The 647-nt window shown below is 56.0% G+C and carries 1 rRNA gene; it reads right to left on the bottom strand.

Annotated elements, in window-relative coordinates:
* Positions 1–647 (bottom strand): 23S ribosomal RNA (locus tag AAHB12_RS31205); the annotation flags it as partial.

Genomic DNA, 647 nt, shown 5'->3' with positions numbered 1-647 from the left:
GCTTACACCTCAGACCTATCAACCTGATCATCTTTCAGGGATCTTACTAGCTTGACGCTATGGGAAATCTCATCTTGAGGGGGGCTTCATGCTTAGATGCTTTCAGCACTTATCCCGTCCGCACATAGCTACCCAGCGATGCCCTTGGCAGAACAACTGGTACACCAGCGGTGCGTCCATCCCGGTCCTCTCGTACTAAGGACAGCTCCTCTCAAATTTCCTGCGCCCGCGACGGATAGGGACCGAACTGTCTCACGACGTTCTGAACCCAGCTCGCGTACCGCTTTAATGGGCGAACAGCCCAACCCTTGGGACCGACTACAGCCCCAGGATGCGATGAGCCGACATCGAGGTGCCAAACCTCCCCGTCGATGTGGACTCTTGGGGGAGATAAGCCTGTTATCCCCGGGGTAGCTTTTATCCGTTGAGCGATGGCCCTTCCATGCGGAACCACCGGATCACTAAGCCCGACTTTCGTCCCTGCTCGACTTGTAGGTCTCGCAGTCAAGCTCCCTTATGCCTTTACACTCTTCGAATGATTTCCAACCATTCTGAGGGAACCTTTGGGCGCCTCCGTTACTTTTTAGGAGGCGACCGCCCCAGTCAAACTGCCCACCTGACACTGTCTCCCGCCCCGATAAGGGGCG

The organism is Bacillus sp. OTU530, from assembly GCF_038440375.1.
Note: the sequence above shows the minus strand (reverse complement) of the source record. Positions and strands in the feature narration are given on the sequence as shown.